Genomic DNA, 15,718 nt, shown 5'->3' with positions numbered 1-15,718 from the left:
GTAGGAAATGCAGATTAGTGTTGCCTTTTAAACTTAGTTTAAGGATATGAAATGTCAAAGATAGCCATCGACATTCTAGGCGCAGAGAGTATCGATACATTGCTTAGTATTGCTAACAGCTTTGATGACCTCAGCGAGCCGATGAATGAAGTCGCAGCAATTATGGAAGGTGCAACGGAGGATGCATTTGCTGATGAGGCAAGCCCTGTCACAGGTGAGCGCTGGGAAGCGTTGAGCGACAACTACCTAAAAGCAAACCCCAAGCGTGTGGGTGGGCAAATACTTCAGGCCAGTGCTGGCGGCCTCGCTGCAAGCATTGAGGCAGACAGTGGCGCATTCTGGGCAGAGATTGGCAGCAACAAGCCTTACGCAGCTATTCATAACTTTGGCGGAACCAGTGATATGGCCCCTGGTCCTGCGGCTATTCCAGCTCGTGAGTACTTTGGGATTAACGCTGAGAATGAGGACGACATATTCAAAGTGATTGAGTCGTTTTTGATGAAAAGTTAAAAGCGCCTCAGAGGCGCTCTAAGCGCTCCTAATGTGTTAGATGCGCCTCGTTGTATAGGTGAGCCTGTTAAATTGCCTTAGAAATCGTTTCGAAACGTTTCCGTTTATATATCAATCAAGACTGATAAACTAACTATTCATGTGAACTCATTTTTAAACAATTATGGACCAGCAAAATATAACAACTCTCGTTGAACTTATCCCAGCAGCGGCAATCGCGGCGTTAGTCGGTTCAACACTCGCTTTTGCAGGGGTTGTTTACACAAACAGAAAAAGTGAAAAGAGAATGATTGCTCAACACGAGCATGAAAGAAGGTTAAAGCTTCGGGATATAAAAATCGAGCGCGCGGAGGAACTTTATGTTCTTTTGAAACACTGGCGAGAACAAGTTCTTTCAGACATTCGAAAATATCAAAATGCGATAAATGAAAACAAAACCGTTGAAGAGGCCACAAAAAATATTAGAGAATCTCGTGAAGAAAGTAATACCAACATACCTAAGACTGAAGCTCTGATAGCTTTACATTTCCCAAGTTTAAAGGGGGGTTTTGAACAGGTTAGGTGCAGTAATGATAAGCTTGTTAAATTAGTAATGGGCTATAGTGAGTCGCCCAATAGCAGACTAGAGAACGACCAAACCAAAGCAGAGCTTGCTAATGTTGAGAAGTCTTTAATCGATGATTTTGAGAATATGTATGGGCAATTAGCAGAGCTAGTCCATAAGCTCTAATCATTAACCCAGTTTAAAATTCAACGTCCCCTCCTTTTTAGATACTGGCATCAAGTTAATCCCTTGGTGCCAGTATTTTTATGTCTAATCGCAAACAGCAATGCCTCCCTAAACAACCAGGAACCGCCCACACGGAAGTGAATCCAATCGCCGCACTCACTGCGCGCGATGATGACCACGTTGGCTTTGCTGCTTGTCGCTTTGTTGCCGACGTTGATGACGACGGGGTGAGCGAGCGTGTACAAGTCATGCCCGATGGTGAGTTTCGTGCTCACGATGGCCGCCCTCATGATGTGCGTACCGGTTCATGGCTACTCGACAGCATTGCTTACGAGGCGATTCTTGTGCAGCTCAATCTACGAAAAAACGAATTCCATTTTGATTATGAACACCAGACGCTGCATGCCGATGAGAATGGCCAACCCGCTCCAGCTGCTGGGTGGTTCAGCCCCTCTGGTATCGAGTATGTACCAGGCGAAGGCCTTTTTGCCCTCAACGTAAAGTGGACATCACGAGCCGCTCAGTACCTTCGCAATGATGAGTACCGCTATATCTCACCGGTGTTCGCCTACAACAAGCAGACTGGCCGACCAACCAAGCTACTCCATTTCGCACTGACCAACGAGCCTGCTGTTGATGGCATGAAGGCCGTTGCTGTGTTGAAAAACAACTCCACTCCAAAAGAGGAAACAACCATGAACGAAGCACTGCAATTGCTCGAGCTGCTGGGTGTGACTGTGCCGGAAGGCCAATCACCAACGGCTGAGCAATACCAAACCGCGATGGCCGCATGCAAAGCCATGAAAGATAAAGCCGACTCTGTAGAGACGCTTGGCCAGCAGCTATCAGACGCGAATGAGCAAGTCGCCTCGCTGAAAGCTCAGGGCACCGGCTCTGTGGATTTAGGCGAATACGTGCCCCGCAAAACCTATGACTCATTGCACCAAGAGTTCGTCGCACTTAAGGGCGAGAACAATGGCCTCACGGTTGACCAGGCGATTGAGGCGGCTAAACAAGAGGGCCGCATCCTTGCCGCCGAGGTTGAGTACTTCACCGATTTTGGCAAACAAAAAGGCATAGCTGCGCTGAAGGCCCAGCTCGATGCCCGCCAACCTGTGGCCGCTCTGACTGCACAGCACAGCCAGGTTCCTGGGTCTCAGGACAAAAATAAGCAAGAAGGTAATGACTCTGAGCTGAGCTCAGAAGACATTGCCGTGCTTAAGTCCTGTGGCTTCGATGAAGAAACATTCAAGCAAAATAAATAAGGAGTAGGCAGTTATGTCCTCTATCGCAAAACGTGCGGGCTTGCACCGCGCTTATCCACTGGCTGCCTCTGTCAGCCTCCAAGGAGAAGAGCCTGCCATCTTAAACGCAGCAGGCTTACTGGTGAAAGTCGGCGCTGTGGGTATCTGTGCTGGTATCACTCGCTTGGCGGTTGATAACAGTCAGGGCGTAGACAAAGCAGCTAAGGCAACGGTGGAAATTGGCGAGCATCTATTTCGCAATGCCGGTGACATCATTGAGGCCAATGTCGGCGAAACAGCTTTTTTTAGCGCGGTAGACACAGTGTCTATCGATTCAGCAACGAATACCCGCTCCACGGCTGGCACCATTATTGAGGTGGCGAGCAACGGTGTGTGGGTGGAACTGGGAGTTTAAAGACACTATGCAAATCACGGCCAACACCTTACGTGCGGTTTACACCGCTGTTAAAACGGCTTTTAAACAAGGTCGAGAGACCTATAAGCCGACTTATACGCGCATCGCAACAGAAGTTAATTCTACGACTGCCACAGAGACATATGCATGGCTTGGCGAATTTAGCCGGTTGCGCAAATGGATTGGTGATCGTCAGGTCAACAAAATGGCGATGCACTCTTACTCGATTAAAAATGAGAAATTCGAGGCCACTGAGGGCATTGCCTCTGAGTACATCGAAGATGATCAGCTCGGTATCTTAATGCCCAAGTTCCAAGATATGGGCTATGCGGCAAGTACTCACCCTGACGAACTGGTGTATGAATGCCTCGCCAAAGGCTTCACCTCGCTGTGCTATGACGGTCAAAACTTCTTTGATACTGAGCATGTTGTCGGCGAAGGCGACAACGAAAAGCTTGTCTCCAATATGCAAGACGGCACTGGTAGCCCCTGGTACTTGCTTGATACTCGCCGCCCTCTGAAGCCGCTTATCTTCCAAAAGCGCAAAGACTACAAGCTCAGCGCCAAAACCGATGCGGGCACATCAGATCATGTGTTCATGGCGGATGAATACCTCTACGGCGTTGATGCCCGTGTGAATGGCGGTTATGGCTTTTGGCAGCAAGCCTATGCCTCAAAAGCAGATCTAAACGAAAGCAACTTTAATACGGGTGTCGAGAAGATGATGGGCCTTACATCAGATAAAGGCCGCCCGCTGGGTATTAATCCTGATGTTTTAGTTGTTGGTCCGTCAAATCGCAGCAAAGCCAAAGCGCTAATTGAAGCTCAGCAAAAGGCAAATGGTGCCTCTAATACCAACTACAAAGCGGTTGAGGTGTTGGTGGTTCCTTGGCTCCCGTAGCGACGCGATTGTTCATTTAAAGCGGGGCTCGCTCCGCTTTTTACCTAATTCAAAAGGCAGGATATGAAATGTCAAAAGATACTCAGAGTGATGGGCCTGCTGGCCTTGTCGTTATCAACCCACGTGATCAAGTCTATCGGCGCTGCGGGTTCAAGTTTGCACCTGGCAAGAATACTTTCGATGCCTCGGCATTCACCGACGAGCAAATTGAAGCTCTTGGCCAAGATCCACACATCACTGTGCAAGATAAAAAAGCGAGCCAAAGCGCTGTATCGAAATCACACGTGGACCTCGCAAATTTGGGTGAGCTTGTAGAGCTGGACACAGTAGACGATGCACTCAAGCCCATTGTGGCCATCATGATCGAACAGGCGTTTGATAAAAAGCCCAATGTTGATCAGGTCGCATTCACAGTCCCAGGCGAGCACGACGGTGATGAGCGCAAAACGGTGAAACCGAGCGCAGCGCAACGTGATGAAGCGTGGCAAATCATCGTAGATGCTGTTGCTGCCAACGGAGGGGCGTAACCATGGCGTATGCAACAGTGGCTGACATGTTAGAGCGCTTTGATAAGCGCGATATGGTCATTCTCACGGCTCGCGAGGCCTCCAATCCTGATGAAGTGAATGTCAGTGTGCTCGAGCAAGCCCTAAGTGATGCCAGTGCGGAGATTGATGGGTATTTAGCGGGGCGTTACTCCCTGCCTCTGGCCTCGGTGCCAACCATCCTAGTGAGTCACTGTTGCGACATAGCCCGCTACCGCCTCGGCAGTGACCATGCGCCCGAAGTGGTCAAAGAGCGTTATGAGAATGCGCTGAAGTTCTTGCGTGATGTCGGCAAAGGAGTCTTGTCTTTAGGCACTAGCAGTACTGGTGCAAAGCCTGATACCGGCGATACGGCCATCATACACTCCAGCGGCAGTGTCTTCTCGCGTGAAAAATCCAAAGGGTGGTTGTAATGTTTGAGATTGCTGATGATTACCTTGCTGCCGCCTCACATATTGAAACAGCGCTGAGCTCAGTGCCAGGTGTTTTTAATGTGGCGCACCTCAATAACCTCACCGAACTGGACAACATTACCCGCGCACCGGCGCTGTTTTACCTCTACTACGGCGACCACATAGACGAGACAGTGATGGCTGGAAATAACCAGAAGTTCCGCCAGACCTGGCTCGTGATAGTCGTTGACCGTATGGGAGAGCGTGCCCAGTCAGGAAAATTAATTGCAAACACCATTCGCGCACTCGCTGGCAAACGCACTGGCCCTGTCGGCCCGTGGAAGCGAGTGAATACCCCAATCAAACCGAAGTACGACAAAAGCCACGGCTATTATCCGTTGGCCTTTACCACTGAAATGAGAATTAAAGGAGCCAAACCATGAGTGATGGTATCTATCTAGCGGCCAACGTCTTTGTTGATCGTCTCAACGAGCAAGGTCAGTCTATGGGCCAAATCATTGGTCCCATTAACACCACCAAGCTCTCTATCAAAGCAGAAGCGGAATCGAAGCCGCGTATATCAAATAAGAAGGCCTCCAAAGGCCAGGCACTGGATGACATTAAAATAGCCAAGCCTGCAGCAATTGGCTGGGAGTTCGACGACCAACCCGCTGACTTGGTGGCAATGGTCTTGATGGGTGAAGTGCAAACCATCAATGAGGCGTCAGGGACACTCACAGATAAGCCGGTCACGCTTCCGGCCAATAACTCGTGGGTAGCGGTTGGTCACAACAACTTTGCCTCTGAGGGATTAGTTGTTTCACAAGCCGCCACGGAGTTGGTGATGGGCACAGACTACGAGTTCAACTATGCGTTGGGCTTGATCCGTGCGCTGCCTGGTGGTGCTGTGGATGGCGGTGGTTCAATCACCGTGACAGGACAGTACAACGCGGTTTCTGGCAAACGCATTCGCGGCGGAACGAAATCGCAAACACGCCTACGTCTATTTGGTGAAGGTGAAAACCTCACTAACGGAAAGCGCATGAAGTTTGATATTTACGACGCCTCGATGATGCCATCCAGTGAGATGGACCTAAGCGGCAGTGATTATGTCAGTGGCAATTTAGAAGGAACGGCCAAACTGCCTCCTGGCAAAAATGAGCCTTACGTTGTGGATGAGTTAACAGACTCCTAATTACTGGCAAACCTCCAGGGGCGCTCGCCCCTTTTTCCTCTTTTTAAACCGAGTTTAAACATGGCAAATAAAACGTTAGAGCTAGCCCTTCGTGTTGTTGCTGAGGCAACGGGAAAACAAAACCTCACTGAATTAATTGGTGAGTTGCGAGGCATTGCCAGTAGCGCTGACGAAGCAAACCCCGCTGCAGCCAAACTAGCTAATGAGCTTGACCAACTCGGCGACCAATCAGATTTGATCCGCTCTTTTGAGCAATCCAAGCGCGAACTCGAAGAGCAAGAAGTTGCGGTGTATGCCGCTGCCACAGCACTTGAGAAATTACAGCGCGACGCCAAAGACACCGACAAGCCCTTTGTTGACTTGGGCCGCTCTTTGGATGCAGCAGAGAAAGATCTGGCGCAACTACGCCAGGAACTGACCGAGCAGCATAGTGCGCATCAAGCGCTGCAAGCGAGGTTAACGCGTTCGGGTATCGATACGGATAACCTACGAGTCGCGAAGCGGCAGCTCGCGGCCCAATGTGATCGCACTGGCCGCGCTGTTGATGATTTAACACGTGATATGCGCGAAGGCAGTGCCGCGCAACAAGCGCATGCTGCTAGCCTCGGCAATGTTGCGGGCCAAGTTGCAGCATTAGCGACGGCGTATGTTGGCTTAGACCGTGTAGCCCAGGCTGTCGGTGATGTATTTCGCACCGGTGATAAGTTCGAAAAGTTGGGTGTTCAGATGTCGGCTCTTATGGGCAGCATCGAGGGCGGCGAAACCGCCACCGAATGGGTAAAAGAGTTCACCAAGAACACCCCGCTGCAGCTAGGGGAAGTGAGCCAGGCGTTTGTGCGCCTTAAAGCCTTCGGGTTAGATCCAATGGATGGCACATTGCAGGCCATCACCGATAGTGCCCTAAAGCTTGGCGGCTCATTTGAAGAAGTGGAAGGTATTTCACTCGCTCTTGGTCAAGCCTGGGCTAAGCAAAAGTTGCAAGGTGAAGAAATCCTGCAGCTGGTTGAGCGCGGTGTGCCCGTTTGGGAAATGCTAGAGCAAGCCACTGGTAAAAACGTGCAGGAACTGCAGAAGCTATCAACCGCCGGTAAATTAGGCCGTGACACTATCGCTGCCTTGATTGACGAAATGGGCCGCGCCAGTGAAGGCAGCGCTGCCGCACAAATGGCGTTGTTCAGTGGCCAAGTATCCAACGCTCGCGACAACGTGGAGCAGTTTTATAACCTCATCGCTCAGTCAGGGGCGATGGACTGGCTCAAAGGCCAACTCACCGACATTAATGAGCAGTTTGCAGAAATGGCCGCTGATGGGCGCTTACAGGAATGGGCGCAAAGTATCAGTGATACCATCGTAACCACTGGCGAGGCCATCAAAGCCACCGGCGAAACGCTATACGAGTACCGTGAAGAAATAGCCACAGTGGCCAAAGTGTGGCTCGCACTAAAAGTGGGCAGCTATTTCAGTAATGTGATCCAGGGCACGACAGCAGCAATAACCGCGTTTGCTCAGTATCGTGCAGCGATTGTTACCGCAACTGCTGCCACCGAAGCGGCCACAGTCGCTGCAGGCAAGTTTAATAAAATGGCGGCAGGCATTGGTCGCGCGGGACTGTACACCGTCCTCATTAGCGAGCTCATTGATTTAGGTGGCGAGTACGGCAACTTACTCAACATCGAGGCCAAGCTGGCTCAAAGCCAACGTGATGCTGCCATTCAGGCCCGTATTCTGGCCGATGAATTTAAATACATCAGCGACCAAACACGACTCAATATCACCAACCAAGAGCAGCTAGAGGATGCACTGGAACGTGGCCTTATCATCATGGATGAAGCCACCGGCGCATACCTCAACATGGCCGACCATCAAGCCAAGCTGGCTGCATCAGCTAGCGAAGCTGCCGAGGCGGAACGCCAACGCCAAGAGATGCTGGCTCTGTCACTGCCGCAAGCGCTAAACGTCATTCAAACACTGGAACAACAAGCGCAAAACTTAGACGGTGTGCGTGATGGTGTGGATGGCTTCATTCAAAGTATTCAATCAGCTCGCACGGCCGTCCAAGGAGCTGGTGCGCAGTATCAATCGCAGCTCGCTGTGCTCGATGCGCTAGAGGCTAAATTTACCGAGCACAATGAAAGCCTAAAGCGCCAAGCGTATTTGGCCAATGATGTGGGGGCGGCTTACAAAGAGCTTGGGATGACGGCGGGTCAAGCGCTCACAGAGGCAGCAGAGCGCGCACAAGGTGCCTTTGAGCTTATCCAGCAATCCAATGAGCCCGTTGCTTTGCAGCGCGATGCCTTCTTAGCCTGGGCTGACGCAGCCGTGGCCGCTGCCAGTGCCACAGACCAAACTGTTCCCGCAAGCGTCCAAGCAGCTGCCGCCGCACTGGGGCTGACCACCGAGTTACAAAAGTTGGTTGCCCAGGCGAATAAGTTAAAACCTGTCGTCGACACCAACAGTGAAGCAGTCAAGCGCTACCAGCGTGAAATTGCTGCCACGAATGAGGCGATGGCCACGAACCAGCGCGTGATTGAAAGCGCCACCGCATCAACGGAAGATAAAGCAAAGGCCACAAAAGCACTTTCTGAGCAGCAAGTACGGTTAATGGATCTCACGGAGGATCTAACCACAGTCCAAGACTTGGAGGTATCCACACTCTCAGAGCTTAGACAAGAGAAAGAGCGACTCAACAGCGAGGTCATGCAGTTAAACGCACGATACGAGCATGGACGAATCACTGCAGAAGAGTACACCTATCAGAAAGAGCGCCTCGGCGAGATGTTGCGCACGGTGGACGGCTTATTGGGGGATTACAAACATGCCCAGGATGAAGCGACGAAATCAACAGAGCGTAACACCCGGGCGACGCGTGAGCAGTCCAGGGCCAATACCGAAAATGCGCGAAGCCTGGCAGAGCAGCGCCGAGCACTGGACCAAGTAGCACAAAGTGCCAGCAGAGCGAGCTCAGCTTATAGCTCCTATGGGAGCAGCAGTGGCAGCGCCGGTGGCGCAAGTTCTTACGCAACACCGAATGTCTCGGGTGCCAGCCGCTCTGTAAGCACCTTTGACCTGAGGGCGCAAAAAGAGAAACAAAACCATGAGCGTATGGTGCGAGCTGAATATGACCGCTTCGTGCGCAACATCAACGAGGCCAGCTCAAACAATGCGCTGAATGAGGTATACAAGCGCCTTAATCAGCAGCTTACTTACGTTGGCCGCGCTCAGAAATCAGAGCTCAACGCCATGATACGAGCACGACGGGATGCACTGAAAGCAGCCCGTCAGGCAGAGCGTGATGCCCGCGCAGCGCAACAAAGCCAGACTCAGCAGTCACAGCCAACGACGCCATCACGCCCACAAACACGCTCCAGTACGTCTGAATCACAGTCACTGAGTGACACACAAATCAATGAACTGGTGCGCTCTCTTAAAGCGCTCACAAAAACACTTGGGGGCGATGGTAACGCGATGCAGCGTATTGAGCTGGCTCTGCCAGGAGGCGTCAATGTTGAGGCATTCATGCGCCAGCATGCAGCAGAAATCTTGGTTGAAGAACTAGAGAAATTAAAGGCAACCCTATGATTAATTTTTTGAATTATCAGCTTGATAACTTCGTGTGGACAAACCGTTTTGGCTTTGCGGGTGTCGCTCAGCAAGAAGAACGTGGGCTCAATGGCGCGTTTCATATTGAATCGACACCACTAGACGTCGGTAGACCCATCACATTATCAAGCCAAACCGCTGAGCCTGCTGGGCGCATCATGCCGCTTATGGAGCTGGCGCGCACGACATTGGGCGCTTTTCCACTGGTTATTAATGGCGTGAGTTACACCGTCAAGTTCTATCACAACCCCAATGCAGTGGTCATTCAGACTGATCCCGACTTTTTTTACTCTGATGCAGATCCTGATTGGTTCGCCAACGTGACACTGCACTTTATTACTGTTTAAAGAGGTTTAAATGCGTAACGCACTTAAAATATTCAAACCTGAATTGCTAGGTAATGCGCCTTTCGCCGGTGGCCATCGCACCCCTGAGGAAGTCGTGAACGGCAAGCTTAACGATATATTTAGCTCGATTTCCGATGTTGACCACGCTCGCGGCTCTTTCGATTTAGTGAAGCTTTACCCCGCCGTGGCCACCGCTGACCAAGCGCGCTTTCAAGATGCACACATCTTTGTATCAGATGAGCCAGATGATGAGCTGGTCAGTACGATAGTGATTGAAGCACCGGCACTCAATGACACCACCGAAATGGCCGAAATGCGCCAGCTGCTAGCGGCCCCTGATACGCGCTATCACGGTGTTGCGCTGACCACAGCTGAGGCCTCTGGCCAATCGGCTTTAGTTGAAAAAACGCAGACACCGCTTTTGCCGGTGACGCAGCGCGTGGTGCCAAAAATTAAAAACATAGTGTATCGCCACAGTGCGAGCACCAACGGCACCGAGTTCTTACGTCAGATCATCTTTGAAGCGCCGACCACCAATGATATTGCATTCTTTAGTTTTGAAGTGCCCGACCTATTCACGCTAAAACCGTATTATCGCGCTGAATATTACGGGCGCTTTGGCGGTATGAAGCGGTTGGAACCGATAGACAACAGTCAGGATGCGGAGCAGCTTTCAGTCACCGATGGTGTCGCGAGTGCAGCGCTACAAGTGGCATTGGGCGCGGGTAATTCATTTTACTTTTATTACTACTCAAGCGATGACTATCGCTATCATCAATACGCGCTTGATAACACAATGACACTCAGTGCTGATGAGGCGGTTGTGCCTGGAACGTGGCGCATAAAAAAAGCCGGAGATACAACGGTATACACTGATAATGGCTTTGGCGTGTTTTACGATAGTGAAGGTGCGCCATTTGCCCAGGGTAACTATGAAACCGGCGAGCTTTCGCCAGCTGCCAATGTCGACACTGTCGGAACACAAGCCGATGATTTGGGCGCAGTGATTTTTATGCGCAACGCGACGAACCAGGGCTACCGCCGCGAGTTTTCATTTAACGTGGGCACAGAGTCGTTTGTGATGAACTCGTTTTACTTGCGATGCACACTCGCAAACGGCTCTCAGTTTAGCGTCAGCGCAACCGATACGGGGGAAATAACCCACGCGAACATCAACGGCACCATCAACGCCAATGGCGATGTGAGCTTATCAGCGGCCACGGGTGTCGATATCACGCACCTCGAGTACGACATAGACTGGCTAGAAGAGCATGTAATGGACGCAGACTGGCTGCACATTGACCCGAACAGCCTCCCCAATAACGGGCGCGTTTCAATTTTTCATGTGAACAATATCGTGCGCATTCAACATCATGACGCAGTTGAGCGCCCGTCACTTGGCCAAGGTGACACCGTGCAAGTGCTCAAAGAGGCGGCACACGTTGAGCTCTACGATAAAGACTGGCAGCGACTTTACACGCCCGATGATGCCAACTTTAGCTATGACAAGACTTCGGGCCTTGTCACAATTAATGCGGGTATTAGCTCGTTTACTGGCCCGTTCACCATAACAAGTGTGCAATCTGAGCTTGTGACCGTCGACCACATCAATGATAAAGAGCTGCGTTTTTTAACGCCGCTTACGCGCACATACCCAGCAGGCTCGCGCATTTCTAGTGCGTACGTCCTCGGTGATTTGCAAGCGCTCCCAAAAGACGAGCGCACAATTGCGGCCTGGCAAAACGATTTTGGGGCCAGCACACCGCCTGGCAGTGCCTCACTCAATACAACCCAGTACCCAATTGAAATGACTAACCTTGGCGCAATCAATCAGCGCTGGGCGGTGGTATTTGAAAGCGAAACAGCTTACCGAGTAATCGGTGAGCATTTAGGCGTTGTTCACTCAGGCGACATTCTCAATGATTGCATTGTGATGAACCCCTTTGTGCAAGCGCCATACTTCATCATTCGTAAAGAAGCATTCGGGGCTGGCCTGCCGCCTGGTGAAGCATTTTTATTTGAAACGCTGTCGGCAGCACCGCCCATCATGGTCAGTCGCGCGGTGAACCCAGGTCACAGTTCTATCGAATATGACAAATCCACACTTTCACTACGAGGCAATAGGGACTCACTATGACGCAACAAGTAACTGTTTATCGCTGGGATGATGTAGGCGCCCCGCAAGTCGTTGATGGCCGCCCCAGCGAATATATTGAGATATTCAAAAAGTGCCTGGTCGAGGGCTATGGCACTAAGCAACCTTTGGGGTGGACAATAGCCGAGGAATCAACAGCACCGCTTTTTATCGCCTTTCAAAACGACACAGCGAGCGGCGGAACAGGCGGCACGTTGATGCTCGATGCCCCGGATAATTCACCAGATGCAGTTACAAAAGTACAAAGTGCGCTGGATTTCGCAGGCCAGGGTAGCTTTACTCGGGGAGGTTATTACTTTGGGTTTGATGCTGGTTCAAGCAGTGCCAACTTTCAAGCACGTAACTGGGTGCTCATTGGTACAGGAAAAGCATTTTATATCTATGCCTTCACACCTTTGCGTATTGACCAGAATTACCAGGGGACATATAACTGCATCGCGTTCTTTGCGGGTGATATTAATTCACTCTACCCGAATGACTCTGCATCGTTTGTCGCATTTTCAGGTGAGATAGATACCGTAAGAACGGGTTGGAACTACAACCTCAATTACAAATTAATTGATACGGCGGCATCAAAACTCTTCAAGCTATACCCTATGGATGGCGGCGCACTGGCACAAGATATGACTCTGAGGAATATTTTTGGCCGCTATGCAGGCAATGGCAACACTGAATACAGATCTTTGCAGCCTGAAATAACCATGCTCAGCCCTATGTATGTTATGAACTTAGAGAATAGTGGTAGCTCTGACTTTCTTAATGATGCCCATTCCCCACATTGTCGTGGAATACTGCCTGGCTTCTTCGTATCGCAGGAAGCAGGATACAGAGACGTTGGCTATCAACCTTTTATAAAGACCATAGATAACCAACAATACATGCAGGTGCCCCCAGGTCACAGTAACAGAAGCAGTTGCCTGTGGATTAATTTAGAGGGGTGGTAAATGCACGTTTTTACTGCAAAGCACTTTACCCCTGAAAATGTGTTTATGACTGGCTTCGTGCGTGTTGATGCGCAGCAAGAAGCTGAGCGGCTAATGTTCTTAGACAGAAACACCGGCGGGCTTTTATTTCATTGCGGCACTGGCACCGGCATTGTTGACCGCTTTGTGCCGCTGAGCTACACGGTTGACCCTGTATTGATGGTGGTCATGCTCGATGACGATGCGCAATACAGCGGCAAGATTTTCGACTTAGTACAGGCGACCCCAGTGGACTTGGCCACTTTTAACCCAGCCGATCCGTTTCCCGAACCAGGTGCTTAAATGTTCGTTAAACTGCGTTTTTCTTCTGGTTATGAGGTTAAAACTAGCCCGCTCATTATGCGCTTCGGCGATGATGGTGGGCCGGTTGACCCGCCTGAGCCGGTACTTGTTGAAACGGGCCAAGAGTGGCGTGTGCCGTGGCGCAATGGGCAGACGATTGAGTCTGCAACAACGCAGCGGTGGACAAGCTTGGCCGAGCAGCGCGACTTCACACACGCTTGGCAAACTACCGAGGCTGTGGGCCAACAAGTACAGTGCGCATGGCTTAATGGGGAGTCCATTAGCCAGCACTATCAATTAGCGTTTTCAAGCTCCCACCCGCTCACCGGCACAGACTTTACATGGCGCTACGCTTCACTCCTACCGAGCGAGCAAACAACATGGCTTATGCGCTGGCGAACTAAGTCACCCATCACTGGTACAGACTTCACCTGGCGTTGGAAAGCAGGCCCACTCACCGGCATCGATGCAACGATGGAGTGGTGGCAAAGCCCTCATGAAGTTGGCCAATCAGTGCTGATGCACTGGGGGCCGTATCCGTGGCAGTGGATTTGTTACTGGGTAGCGCACCCATTCGCTGGGGCTGTTAAGCTGCGCTTTGATGAGCAAAGCCAGACGTATACGGGCGCAATCTCGATGCGTTTCGATGAGCCACACAAAGTGTGCTACTGGGGCTTGCCTGGTGGCGACCAACGAGGCTGGGACGATGTACCAACAAACGAAATTAAGGTGCCCATTACAGCACCTCTTGCAAGGAGTTACCTAATGCAGCCTACATTTAGTTGTGTGCGTGTAAGCGACGAACTGCCCATCATTTTGTCATCATTCAAATACCAACACAGTCGTGGCCAGTTTGCAGCAACGGCCAATATGCGCTTTATGACCAAAATAGACTTTGAGCGCGCGCTCGGTGAGCTGCTGCGCATTCAAGTCAATGGCTATGAGTTCTATGTCGTTGTGGAAGTCGATAGCAGCCAATTGAAGTTCAATAACTACAACTACACAGCCACAGGGCGCAGCCGTATTGCAGAGCTGGCCGCGCCATATCAAGCGCCTAGGAACTACTCAAACGCGACGGCCAAAACCATTGCGGGGATCATGAGCGGCTTACTCAGTGATGGTTGGACACTCGACAATAAGATGATCGACTTTCCTGTGCCGGAGCGTGTATTTAACGTGTTAAACAAAACACCAGCCGAGGCACTCAACCATGTCGCGCGCAGCATTGGCGGCATGCTTTTATGTGATGATGCAACCAAAACAGTCAGTGTGGTGCCGCTGTGGCCCGTGATGCCTTGGGATACCGCAGACGCAACGTGTGATGTCATACTTAATGAGGCTGTCATCTTAGAGCACAACACCAATAAAGTGGTGGCTCCAGAATATAACGCAATCCATGTGCGTGGCGAGCAAGATGGTGTGAGCGGACGGGTAAAGCGTCGTGAGACCTTGGGTGATAGATACGCCCCTGATGTAACAGAGCCCCTGATGACCGATGTGCAGGCCTTACGTCAGCGCGGTAGTGCAGAGCTGGCCAATAGTGGAACCAAGGCCCAAAGCTCTATCAAGACACGCATTGCGGCTTGGCTTCCTCCTTTAAGACCTGGACAGTTAATTGGTATCCAGTATGAGCAGTACCTTTATAAAGCAACATGCAATGCAATCAGCATCGATGTGATCATTACCCAAAATGGCGCACTCTCTATAAAGCAATCAGCGGAGCTATTGAAGAATGTCTAATCCATTAAGCAGGCTAACGTCTGTACTCGCAAATAAGCAACGTACAGTTGTTGAAGTAGTACAAGTTCATGCTAATGACACCACGACTGTGCGCCACACTGACAGCAGCGAGACCACAGCAATTGGATCATCGGTGGCAAGTGGTAAAGCATACTTAGAAGATGGCAGGATAATTGGCCCAGCACCAGACCTACAATATTTTGAAATAGAGGTTTAACTATTTGGAAAGCTATTCAATATCGTGCAATTTGCATTTTTCGCAGTTTTCGCGCAAATGCGCTTTAATTTTCGCGCGCGGCATCAACAATGGCATTAATGGTAGCTTTTGCAAGGCTAAAAGCCTTGCCTACAGGTGTGGTGACCGGTGATGCTGTGTTGTAGGTCGGGATTTATCCTGACTAGCTGTTGCAAGGCTAAAGCCTTGCCTACAGATGCGATGAGTGGGGATGTGCGATGTTGTAGGTCGGGGTTTACCCTGACTAGCTGATGCAAGGCTGAAGCCTGGCCTACAGGTGTGGTAAAGGGTGATGCTGTGTTGTGGGTCAGGATTCATCCTGACTGGGGTACGGTGTTGTAGGTGAGGGTTTACCCTGACTAGGGTGACGCAAGGCTGAAGCCTGGCCTACAGGCATAAAAAAACCCGCTGCACTGGTGCAACGGGTCTCTCTAATTAGGAGCC

Annotated in this window: 15 protein-coding genes; all 15 read left to right on the top strand. The window is 50.8% G+C overall.

Annotation, left to right across the window (positions count from 1 at the left end):
• Window positions 1-51 precede the first annotated feature (51 nt).
• Window positions 52-510 (top strand): phage virion morphogenesis protein, encoded by a 459-nt coding sequence (locus tag MHM93_RS15330; RefSeq protein WP_239449683.1) that lies wholly within the window; start codon window positions 52-54, stop codon window positions 508-510.
• A gap of 163 nt (window positions 511-673) precedes the next feature.
• Complete coding sequence (locus MHM93_RS15325; RefSeq protein WP_239449682.1) at window positions 674-1,240, top strand: hypothetical protein; 567 nt, start codon at window positions 674-676, stop codon at window positions 1,238-1,240.
• Between the two features lie 80 nt (window positions 1,241-1,320).
• On the top strand, window positions 1,321-2,505 hold the full coding sequence (locus tag MHM93_RS15320; RefSeq protein ID WP_239449681.1) for a phage protease: 1,185 nt from the start codon (window positions 1,321-1,323) through the stop codon (window positions 2,503-2,505).
• Between the two features lie 13 nt (window positions 2,506-2,518).
• Complete coding sequence (locus MHM93_RS15315; RefSeq protein ID WP_239449680.1) at window positions 2,519-2,899, top strand: hypothetical protein; 381 nt, start codon at window positions 2,519-2,521, stop codon at window positions 2,897-2,899.
• Window positions 2,900-2,906: 7 nt separating this feature from the next.
• A complete protein-coding gene (locus tag MHM93_RS15310) occupies window positions 2,907-3,800 on the top strand; it encodes a Mu-like prophage major head subunit gpT family protein (RefSeq protein ID WP_239449679.1) in 894 nt (297 codons plus the stop codon).
• Between the two features lie 68 nt (window positions 3,801-3,868).
• A complete protein-coding gene (locus MHM93_RS15305) occupies window positions 3,869-4,327 on the top strand; it encodes an HI1506-related protein (protein ID WP_239449678.1) in 459 nt (152 codons plus the stop codon).
• Between the two features lie 2 nt (window positions 4,328-4,329).
• Window positions 4,330-4,758, top strand: coding sequence for a phage protein Gp36 family protein (locus MHM93_RS15300; RefSeq protein WP_022944660.1), 429 nt, complete (start codon window positions 4,330-4,332; stop codon window positions 4,756-4,758).
• On the top strand, window positions 4,758-5,180 hold the full coding sequence (locus tag MHM93_RS15295) for a hypothetical protein (RefSeq protein ID WP_022944661.1): 423 nt from the start codon (window positions 4,758-4,760) through the stop codon (window positions 5,178-5,180). The genes MHM93_RS15300 and MHM93_RS15295 overlap by 1 nt, the downstream gene beginning before the upstream one ends.
• Window positions 5,177-5,932 (top strand): hypothetical protein, encoded by a 756-nt coding sequence (locus MHM93_RS15290; protein ID WP_239449677.1) that lies wholly within the window; start codon window positions 5,177-5,179, stop codon window positions 5,930-5,932. The genes MHM93_RS15295 and MHM93_RS15290 overlap by 4 nt, the downstream gene beginning before the upstream one ends.
• 60 nt (window positions 5,933-5,992) lie before the next feature.
• Complete coding sequence (locus MHM93_RS15285) at window positions 5,993-9,511, top strand: tape measure protein (protein ID WP_239449676.1); 3,519 nt, start codon at window positions 5,993-5,995, stop codon at window positions 9,509-9,511.
• Entirely contained in the window at window positions 9,508-9,879 is a 372-nt protein-coding gene (locus MHM93_RS15280) for a hypothetical protein (protein ID WP_239449675.1), read from the top strand. The genes MHM93_RS15285 and MHM93_RS15280 overlap by 4 nt, the downstream gene beginning before the upstream one ends.
• Window positions 9,880-9,889: 10 nt before the next feature.
• On the top strand, window positions 9,890-12,016 hold the full coding sequence (locus MHM93_RS15275; RefSeq protein WP_239449674.1) for a hypothetical protein: 2,127 nt from the start codon (window positions 9,890-9,892) through the stop codon (window positions 12,014-12,016).
• Window positions 12,013-12,978 carry a hypothetical protein gene (locus MHM93_RS15270; RefSeq protein WP_239449673.1) on the top strand — a complete coding sequence of 322 codons (966 nt, stop codon included), beginning with the start codon at window positions 12,013-12,015 and terminating at the stop codon, window positions 12,976-12,978. Before MHM93_RS15275 ends, MHM93_RS15270 begins: the two co-directional genes overlap by 4 nt.
• Window positions 12,979-13,299, top strand: coding sequence for a hypothetical protein (locus MHM93_RS15265; RefSeq protein ID WP_138593156.1), 321 nt, complete (start codon window positions 12,979-12,981; stop codon window positions 13,297-13,299).
• Entirely contained in the window at window positions 13,300-15,039 is a 1,740-nt protein-coding gene (locus MHM93_RS15260) for a hypothetical protein (protein WP_239449672.1), read from the top strand.
• The last annotated feature ends 679 nt before the right edge of the window (window positions 15,040-15,718 follow it).

The organism is Pseudoalteromonas sp. MM17-2 (genome assembly GCF_022347945.1).
In the GTDB taxonomy this organism is placed as follows: Bacteria; Pseudomonadota; Gammaproteobacteria; order Enterobacterales; family Alteromonadaceae; genus Pseudoalteromonas; species Pseudoalteromonas ruthenica.
This window is presented reverse-complemented; position numbering and strand designations above follow the sequence as displayed.